The organism is Litorivivens sp., assembly GCF_041624475.1.
Lineage (GTDB): Bacteria > Pseudomonadota > Gammaproteobacteria > Pseudomonadales > Spongiibacteraceae > Litorivivens.
Genome location: NZ_JBFJUX010000008.1, coordinates 141,361 through 150,144 on the forward strand (window position 1 = coordinate 141,361; position 8,784 = coordinate 150,144).

General features: G+C 56.6%; 6 protein-coding genes and 1 tRNA gene. 6 read left to right on the forward strand and 1 reads right to left on the reverse strand.

Going from position 1 to position 8,784, the window contains the following annotated elements; translation table 11 throughout:
• Positions 1-105 precede the first annotated feature (105 nt).
• From ABY734_RS10605 to ABY734_RS10620, 4 genes are all read left to right on the forward strand, one after another.
• Positions 106-1,575, forward strand: a complete 1,470-nt coding sequence (locus ABY734_RS10605; protein WP_372779060.1) for a RimK family protein — start codon at positions 106-108, stop codon at positions 1,573-1,575.
• 267 nt (positions 1,576-1,842) lie between these two features.
• Complete coding sequence (locus ABY734_RS10610) at positions 1,843-4,272, forward strand: TonB-dependent receptor (protein ID WP_372779062.1); 2,430 nt, start codon at positions 1,843-1,845, stop codon at positions 4,270-4,272.
• Between the two features lie 105 nt (positions 4,273-4,377).
• Positions 4,378-4,454 (forward strand) — tRNA-Arg (locus ABY734_RS10615).
• Positions 4,455-4,735: 281 nt separating this feature from the next.
• On the forward strand, positions 4,736-5,080 hold the full coding sequence (locus ABY734_RS10620) for a hypothetical protein (RefSeq protein ID WP_372779064.1): 345 nt from the start codon (positions 4,736-4,738) through the stop codon (positions 5,078-5,080).
• Between the two features lie 46 nt (positions 5,081-5,126).
• Here ABY734_RS10620 and ABY734_RS10625 read toward each other — a convergent pair whose 3' ends face one another.
• A complete protein-coding gene (locus tag ABY734_RS10625) occupies positions 5,127-6,302 on the reverse strand; it encodes an acyl-CoA dehydrogenase family protein (RefSeq protein ID WP_372779066.1) in 1,176 nt (391 codons plus the stop codon).
• A 260-nt stretch (positions 6,303-6,562) separates the two neighbouring features.
• Here ABY734_RS10625 and ABY734_RS10630 point away from each other — a divergent pair, with 260 nt between their 5' ends.
• Complete coding sequence (locus tag ABY734_RS10630) at positions 6,563-8,434, forward strand: DUF3604 domain-containing protein (RefSeq protein ID WP_372779068.1); 1,872 nt, start codon at positions 6,563-6,565, stop codon at positions 8,432-8,434.
• A gap of 166 nt (positions 8,435-8,600) precedes the next feature.
• On the forward strand, positions 8,601-8,784 hold a 184-nt coding region (locus tag ABY734_RS10635), incomplete at its 3' end, for a hypothetical protein (RefSeq protein ID WP_372779069.1).

The following is an 8,784-nucleotide window of genomic DNA, read 5'->3' on the forward strand; positions in this document are numbered from 1 at the left end:
CATACGCCGCTTTTACGGGCTGTAAATAAGTATTGCAGGCCTATTGTTAAATCTCTATTTTGGGCTGACAATTCGCCGGTTTTCACCTTCCCAGAGCGTACCTTAATGCCCCGATTTTACGTGGTTGTCGACGACCTTTCCGACTGGTCTCCCTACTACCCCAGCCAGGATGTCATCACCTTTGAAGACTACCTTGCCCAGGTCAGCACCCGCGCCAGCGAGCGGGTGCGCGTGGTCAACCTCTGTCGCAACTACAAGTATCTTGGCAGCGCCTGGTATTGCGCACTGCTGGCTGAGGCGCGCGGGCACCACGCCTTCCCTTCCGTGCGCACCTTGAGTGACTTCCGCTCCCGCTCCCTGTCGGATATTCAGCTGGACGGTATTGATCCCTCACTGCGTAAATTACCTGCCGGTGATAAGACCGAGATGAAAGTGCGCATCTGGTTTGGCGAGTGTCTGCGTAGCGAATTTGCGCCGCTGGCGAAGAAACTGTTTGAGCGCTTTCCCTGCCCGTTAATGGAGGTCTCACTGGCCTTTGACAAGCACTGGGAAATTGATCGGATCCGGCCGGTTTCGTTGCGCGATCTCAAGGTGGCTGAAGAGCAGGAAGCCTTTGCCAACGCCTTTGAGCGCTTCAGCAATAAATTGTGGCGCAAGCCGCGTGCGGGTAAGCGCTTTCGTTATGACTTGGCGATGCTGGCGAACCCTGACGAGGATATGCCGCCCAGCGACAAGGTGGCACTGAAGAAATTTATCAAGGCCGGTGAAGAGCTGGGCATCGCCACTGAGCTGATCACGCCGCGTGACTTTATGCGTATCCCCGAGTACGACGGTCTGTTTATTCGCGAGACCACGGCCGTGGGGCACCACACTTACCGCTTTGCGAAAAAAGCAGAGGCAGAGGGTATGGTTGTTATCGACGATCCGACCTCCATCTTGCGCTGCACCAACAAGGTGTATCTGGCCGAACTGTTGAACAAGCAGAATATTCCCACGCCGCAGACCCGCATTCTGCACAAGAGCGATGCGCCCAGGTTGGCTGAAAAGTTGGCGGATATGGAATTTCCATTGGTACTGAAGGTGCCCGACGGCTCCTTTTCCCGCGGCGTGGTAAAAGTGGCGAACCGCAAGGAGCTGGAAGAGCAGGGCAGCTTGTTGCTGAAAAGCTCGGCTCTTTTGTTGGTGCAGGAGTACATGTATACCGAGTACGACTGGCGTATTGGTGTGTTCAACAATAAAGCGCTGTACGCCTGCCGCTACTACATGGTGAAAAACCACTGGCAGATCTACAAGCACGGTGCTGACAGCAGTGTGAAGTCCGGTGGCTTTGATGCCATGCCGACCTTTGAAGCACCCAAGCCGGTGGTCGACGCGGCGCTCGCCGCCTGCAAGCTGATTGGGGATGGCTTTTATGGGGTCGATCTGAAGCAGGCGGGTGATCGGGTGGCAGTTATAGAGGTCAACGACAACCCCAGTATTGATTCGGGTGTGGAAGACCAGTACCTCGGCAATCAGTTGTATACGTCCTTTATGGAGGAGTTTCTGCGACGTCTGGAAGAGCGGCGCCGTAAGTAAGGCGTTGGACAGATTTGTTCTAGTTATATAGCTAAATGGTATATCAATGTGCAGTGGCTGCCGCGATTTCAAATGGGGCGCGTCGAATTTAATGTATGAATAACAAGGGCTTGTGGCACCGTCGCGGTTTTGGGCGGCGGCCCGCGCAAGCGGCCTGACGCTGGCGTTTTGTCGACAGCCCATGTCGGGCGTTTTTCTCAAATTTCCAATTCTGTTTCCTTTCTCTAAAATGCGCGCACCTTGATGCCAGTCAAAAGGGATAGCGCATTGTTTTATCACCGGAATTTCCTTCTGCTCGCTCTGTTGGGTGGCACAGCCCTGAGTGCGGCTAATGCGGTGGCTCAGCAGACATCGAACACTGAGACCAATAGCTTTCGCAGCCGTATGGTTATTGAAGAAGTGGTGGTGCGCGCCCAGCGTCGTGAAGAAGATGTGCGGCAGGTGCCCATTGCGATAACCGCAATGTCAGGTGATCAGCTGAAAACCCTGGGAGTCAGTGATGCCCGCGATCTGGGCGGCATTGTGCCGGGGCTGGTGGTATCGGAAGGGGGGCAGGGTGCCCCGGTTTATACCCTGCGCGGGGTCGGCTTTACCGACAGCAGCTATTTTGCCACGCCGACCACGGCGGTTTATCTGGACGAGGTAAACCTGCCCTATTCAATTATGTCCAAGGGGGCGATCTTTGACGTTGAGCAGGTTGAGGTACTGAAAGGGCCTCAGGGGACCTTGTTTGGTCGCAGTACAACCGGCGGTGCCATCAATTTTATCGCCAACAAACCCGCCACTGAGCTGGCAGCGGGGTTAACAGCGAATTACAGCCGCTTTGATACTCAGGATATTGAGGCCTACGTCAGCGGCCCCGTGTTCGACAGCCTGCGCTACCGCGTCGCGGTGCGCGATATTCAGCGTGAAGAAGGCTGGCAGTACAGCAATACGGATAAATCCCGACGCCACGGTGAGCAGGACCGAACCGCCTATCGGCTGGCACTGGAGTGGGAGCCGAACGAGGTCGTGAGTTTCTATCTGGTGGGTTCGCGCTGGCGTGATCGCAGCGATGCCCAAGCCGGTCAGCCCATTGGTCTGGTGCCGCAAAACCCCTATGCCGAGGATGAAAACTCCCCGCTGGTGGCCGACAGCGTGCGCAACTACCCCTATGTTGATCCGGGTACCGAAGACAACCGGGCTGCCGAGTGGTGCAGCGGTCACCCGGACTGCGTGCGCTCCGATGGCCGGCCAATGGACTTCAAGCTCGATGAAACCTTTGAGCAGATTGCGCTGCAAAGTCGTTGGCATATCAACGACAATCTGCAGGCCAATTTTCTGGCCTCCTACACCGAGCTGGTCAGCGATGATTCGGAAATTCCAACGGGTGCGTTTAATCAGCGCCACGCCGAGCTCGGCGTCGATGTCACTATGGAAGTGGTTGATTACGAGCTGCGGCTCAGTGGTTCAAACGACGACGAAAGCCTGCGCTGGTTGCTGGGCTACCACACCACGCCCAGAGACGAGGTGGATGAGTACCTGCACCTGATCATGAGCGGCACAGCGAGTGTGGTCTTTCCCGCGCCGGTTATTGAACAGAGCCTGCTCGTCAGCGAGTACTACTACTCCGAAGCCGAGCTTTCCTACGAATCCAAAGCGCCCTACGCCAATGTGGAATGGCAGTTTGCCGACGAGCTGAAGCTGGTGCTCGGCGCACGTCACACAGAGGAGGAGCGTTACTTTTCCGGTTGCTCCGGCTCCAAGAGCCCCTTGAGCGGCATGTATGTGCTGTTTCAAACCCTGGCAACTCAGCGCGCGCTGGAAGCGGGAACCACCCCTGACACGGTGGATGTCAATGGCTGCTTCAGTATTGGCGAGGGTGGTGAAGTGGGCCCGTACACCGAAACCCTCAAAGAAGACAGCCTGTCCTACCGCGCTGTTCTCGATTGGACGCCGAGCGAAGATTACCTGTTGTACGCCTCCTACACGCGGGGATTCAAATCCGGCTCCTTCCCCCTGTTTCAGACCTCTGACCACGCCCAGCTCAAATCCGTCAAGCAGGAGCAGGTGGATGCCTATGAGCTGGGCGCCAAGGTGGATGTGTGGGATCGCCGCGCCCATATCAACAGCGCAATCTTCTATTACCGCTATCGCGACAAGCAATTGCTGTCGCGTTTCAATGACGCCGTCTTCGGACCCTTGCCCGCGCTGCGCAACGCCCCTCGATCTGAGGTCAAAGGGGTAGAGCTGGATTTCACCCTGACACCCGTGAGCGGTCTGTATCTGGCTGGCGCGATCGCCTACCTGAAAACCGAGATCAAGGAGTTTCAGGCTATCAATAACCAGGGCGAAGAAGTGGATCTGGCCGGGCAGGAGTTCAACTACTCCCCAAGGCTTTCCTACTCGCTAACGGTCGACTATAGCCTGCCGGTGGCAGATGCTTATGAATTGGGGCTTGGGCTGGACTACAATTATGTTGATGAAACCAATTCCAGTATTGAGGGTGACCCGCTGTTTGCCCACCCGGATTACGGTGTAACCAATGCCCGTATTCGTTTTGGGCGCATCACCAGCGACTGGATGCTGACCCTGTGGGGCCGGAACGTCTTCAACGAATATGTGGTCAACAGCGTCCATCAGGGAGTAGGGGATATCAAATACCGCATTACCGGCATGCCCCAGACCTACGGCGCTACGCTGTCGTTTAAATACTGAGCAAGTGCTGTTTCAGCCCCCTTTGAAAGAGGATTTTCCCTGTCCCAAGGTTGACACTCAAGAGGCGCTTCCCTATAGTACGCGCCTCGGCAGAAATGCCCACAAGCGCCTGTAGCTCAGCTGGATAGAGTACCTGGCTACGAACCAGGCGGTCGCACGTTCGAATCGTGCCAGGCGCGCCATACAAACTAAAAAGGCCCCGCTCGCAAGAGCGGGGCCTTTTTAGTTTGTGGGGTGGGACCGCCCGAAAGAACGTCTCCGTTCGACCAAAGCGCTGCTTTGGGAGGCTCTACCCAATTAACGGGGGACGGCACCCATCCAACCCTGTTGATAATACTGAACCCTTCAGGCCCTCCGTCCCTAGCTGGCCCCGCCCTATGCTCAGCCCATCTGCCTTGCAAGACGGTCGCCCCTCCGTGTTAAGGTCGGCCCTATCTTTTTAACCAACCAGAGGGAGACCCGTATGACATTTACACGCACATTGGTAGCGGCTGGCCTGGTGTTGTCCGCATCTGCCGCGAGCGCGGTCGATTGCACCGCACCCGAAGCACCTCAGGTAATTGACGGCAAGAACGCCAGCGAACAGGAAATGCTCGAAGCCCAGCAGGCGGTCAAGGGCTTTGTCGCCAAAGGCCGTCAATACATTGGTTGTCTGAAAGCGGAAGAACAGGCATTGGGCGACGATGCGGCGGAGGAGGCCAGCAAGGAACTTGTCGACCTCTACAACGCCATGGTCGATGAGATGAAATCGACTTCCGAGGAGTTCAATAACGCCGTGCGCACTTATCAAGCAGCAAACGCAAAATAGTAAACTGTCTTTTGGGGCTGTACGACTGCAGAACGCGCCCTTTCGCTCAAACGCCCGGCGCATCCTCAATCAGCCCCATCAGAATTCTGGCTGAATCGGTATAGGTTTTTTCATTGATAAAGGCATGCTGGCTGCCGGTGTACATATCCCGGAATGAACGCTCAAGCCGGCTGCCTTCACGAATGGCGGTGGTACCCGCCGCCAGATGGGCGAAGGTCACGATGTCCTTGGCCGCTTCGGTGGCGTAGGTGGCGCTGATGCGCATATCCGCGCGCATCGTTGGGGTGAGTTCCTGGCCATCGAGAATCTGCGCTTCAACGCGTGAGTAGGCTTCAAAGACGCCGGCATTGGCAGCGCGCCACATGGCTTCATGGTGGGCGAGATCGCGCTGGAAGGTAAGCTTGTTGCCCAGTGTGGATTCGTCGCCCATACGGGTTTTTTCTTTGGCGACCTGAAAAATATCATCCAATGCACTGCGGGCAACACCCAGCGCCCAGGCGGCGTGGCCGGCACCGGTCAGCGGCATAACCCCCAGCTTGAAAATATCCGGGCCGCGTTTGGGCTCCCGGGTAAACAGGGGGAAGACTCTGGCCTCGGGCACAAAGATGTCCTGAACGTTGTAGTCGTAGCTGCCAGTACCCTTCAGACCGGTAACGTTCCAGTTGTCGGTAAAATTGATCTGATCGCGGGGCATGATGGCCACCAGCATCTCCGGCATGCCGTTTTCCAGAAAGGTCATCTCGCCATTTTTGAGGGGAATAAAGCCGCCCACCACGTACTGTGAATGCCCGGTGCCGCTGCCGAAGCTCCAGCTGCCGCTCAATTGGTAACCGCCCTCAACCACTTCCGCCATGCCGTTGGGGGCAAACTGCCCGCCCATAGTGATGCGATTGTCGTTATCGGTGAACACCTCTGTGAAACCATCATCTTCGAGAAAAGCGGCGGAGAAGGCGGCAGAGGGAAAGTTGGCGATGCCGATCCAGCCGACGGTCGCGTCTTGCCTTGCCAGCTCCAGCCAGGTTTCAAGCATTTCAACCAGCGAGGGCTCCTGACCGCCAGCCTCTCTGGGGTTCATCCAGTGCATCAAACCGGAATTCCACAGCGCGTCGACGGTGTCCTGTGGCAGTGTTCGCAGTTTTTCTGCTTCGGCGGCGCCAGCGGTGATAATACTTTCTATGGATTTGGCCATTGCCAGGCCATTGGAATGCGGTTGTGTTGTCATCAGACGGATCCGTGAGTCAATTTGTCATTATGGTTTGAGCAGTAGAACCTACGTCATCCCATGCCGCTCGTGAATTACCAAGCGTTAATTGGTGTTTGTTCGCCGCAGCCCAGCTTTCTGATGTCGGCGGTCTTTGGCTCGTGGCCGTGGGTTGGGTTGAGAAAGGTGTTGTCTAGCTCCTAATATCGTCTGCTTTGATTATGAAGCAGATGTTTTAATGCGTGCATAATCGCGGGCAATAGATGTGGAGGTATCTGGCAATGTTGCGTAGAACAATGGTGGTTTTAGCTCTTTTGGCGTCGGCCCTTTGTTTTGGTGAATCCTATTCGCCGACGCTGGCAGATAGTTTTCCCTCCAGGCTGCTCTGGGGTGACACCCATTTGCACTCGTCGCTGTCTGCTGATGCCAATACCGTTGGTAATGCGACCTTGTCACCGGCGGATGCTTATCGCTTTGCCAAAGGTGAAATTGTCAGCGGCAGTAGTGGGATGAAGGCGCGGCTGAACCGGCCTCTGGATTTTCTTGTAATTGCTGATCACGCCGCCTATATCGGCGTGCTTCCCGAGCAGCGCAAACAGGGCACGCTTGACGATGTGGTGGCGTTCGGGCGCCGTTTCTTTCGTGACATTATGGGCTTTGCTGGCGGCGAAAAGCCCGATCAGGTACTGACGGATATTATGCGATCTACCTGGGCGGAATCGTTGGCGGCGACAGAGTCGGCCTATGAGCCCGGGATGTTTACGACGCTGGCGGGCTTTGAATGGAGTGCCATGCCCGGTGGCGACAATCTGCACCGGGTGGTGATTTTCCGCGATGGCGCAGACAAGGCTGGTTCAGTGCTGCCTTTTTCAGTCAACGACAGCCTCGATCCCCGCGATTTGTGGGCTTATATGGAGGACTATGAGCGCAGCACGACCGGCCGTGTGCTGGCCATTCCGCACAACGGCAATGTCAGCAATGGACGAATGTTTGCCACACAGGTAGATGATATCCCCATGACGGCAGAGTATGCCCGGCAGCGGGCGCGCTGGGAGCCGGTGGTCGAGGTGACTCAAATCAAAGGTGATGGTGAGGCGCATCCCTATCTGTCACCCGACGATGAATTTGCGAACTTCGGTACCTGGGACAAGGGGAATCTCGGGACGACCCGGCGCAAACAGCCAGAAATGCTGCAATACGAGTATGCCCGATCGGCACTAAAACTGGGTTTGCAGCAGGAGGTGCGCCTCGGTGTTAACCCTTTCCAGTTTGGCTTGATCGGATCAACCGACGCGCACACCTCGCTGGCGACGGCTGAGGAGGATAACTTCTGGGGTAAGGCGGCGAATTACGAGCCAAGTGTCAAGCGCAGTCAGGGTAACTTTATGGTATTCAAGGCAAAGGGTAGCGTGGTCGATGCCGCCAGCACGGATACCTCCGGTTGGGCCGATTACAAACCCACCGGTGACGATGTGCCAGTGCATACCTGGGAGCAGTTGGCCGCTGGCTACGCGGCGGTGTGGGCGCGCGACAATACCCGTGAGGAAGTTTTCGACGCGCTCAAGCGCAGGGAGGTGTATGCCACCACGGGACCGCGAATGAGCGTGCGTTTCTTCGGCGGTTGGCACTTTGACGCGCAGGACGCCCACCGTCCGGATCGGGTGCGTCACGGCTACCGGTTTGGCGTACCCATGGGCGCCGAACTGTCGGCGGCTCCCGAATCGCGCAGCCCCAGGTTTCTGGTGAGCGCGCTGAAAGACCCGCAGGGCGCGAACCTGGACCGGGTGCAGATTATCAAAGGGTGGCGTGATGCGAAGGGCGAGCTACAGGAGAAGGTCTATAATGTGGCCTGGGCCGGACCGCGCCGATTGAACGCCAAGGGTAAATTGGCGCCGGTCGGCAGCACAGTGGAGCTTGCCTCGGCAAGTTATCGCAACACCCTAGGCGCGAGCGAGTTGTCGGTGGTCTGGGAAGACCCCGCGTTCGACCCCGAGGAAAATGCTTTTTACTACGTTCGCGTTCTGGAAATTCCCACGCCCCGCTGGATTGTTTATGATGAGGTCCGTCTTGGGAGTCGATTCCCGGAGAACGCCAAGCGTGTCCATCAGGAGCGGGCCTACACCTCGCCCATCTGGTATCGGCCACGACGCTAGCGCTGCGCGAGCATTGATATTCAAGCCATTATTCTCAAATGAACGGAAATGCGTATTAAAGCGGCAATTTTCGTCGTTTCCTGCCTTGTACACTTTGGCTAGTCTGCCCAGTCTTCATCTTTAGTACCCAATAATAACGATACCCGTTGGCAGGAGACCTGGAAGAATGATCGTGAAAACAAGTGTGCGCAAGCCTTGGCTGTTCATGGTGGGGGTGTTGGCACCGGCGGTGCTGGCTCAAAACAGCAAACCGATGCTGGAAGAGGTCGTGGTAACGGCTCAGAAAAAAGAGGAGTCGTTGCAGGATACACCGATTGCCCTCGATGCCTTTGGCGAGGAGGCGTTGGAGC

Bases quoted from the DNA above. Each gene is read 5' to 3' on its own strand.
- ABY734_RS10605 (WP_372779060.1), top strand. From the start codon at position 106: ATGCCCCGATTTTACGTGGTTGTCGACGACCTTTCCGACTGGTCTCCC.
- ABY734_RS10620 (WP_372779064.1), top strand. From the start codon at position 4,736: ATGACATTTACACGCACATTGGTAGCGGCTGGCCTGGTGTTGTCCGCA.
- ABY734_RS10630 (WP_372779068.1), top strand. From the start codon at position 6,563: ATGTTGCGTAGAACAATGGTGGTTTTAGCTCTTTTGGCGTCGGCCCTT.
- ABY734_RS10625 (WP_372779066.1), bottom strand. From the start codon at position 6,302: ATGACAACACAACCGCATTCCAATGGCCTGGCAATGGCCAAATCCATA.